We start from the raw sequence: 261 nt of genomic DNA, 5'->3' as shown, positions 1-261 counted from the left end.
CTGAGTGAAACCATTGCTTTATATGGAAAACAAGAGATCCTGAACACGGATCAAGGTAGCCAGTTCACCTCTCATGAGTTTCAAAAGGTACTGACAGATAATGAAATACAAATATCCATGGATGGTAAAGGAAGGGCTCTTGATAACATTTACATTGAAAGGTTTTGGCGTAGCCTGAAGTATGAGCATGTGTATTTACAACCGGCAGAGGATGGATTAGAGCTATTCAGGGGAATACAGGTCTATATCAATTTCTATAAT

At 38.7% G+C, this 261-nt stretch carries 1 protein-coding gene; it reads left to right on the top strand.

All coding sequences use genetic code 11. The features are described from left to right. Positions 1-261 (top strand): DDE-type integrase/transposase/recombinase (locus tag BFL47_RS19085; protein ID WP_170827370.1); only part of this gene is annotated, 261 nt, incomplete at both ends.

The sequence above is a fragment of the Arcticibacter eurypsychrophilus genome, from assembly GCF_001730525.1.
GTDB lineage: Bacteria > Bacteroidota > Bacteroidia > Sphingobacteriales > Sphingobacteriaceae > Arcticibacter > Arcticibacter eurypsychrophilus.
The sequence above is the reverse complement of the archived record's forward strand: the minus strand, read 5'-3'. Positions and strand labels throughout refer to the sequence as shown.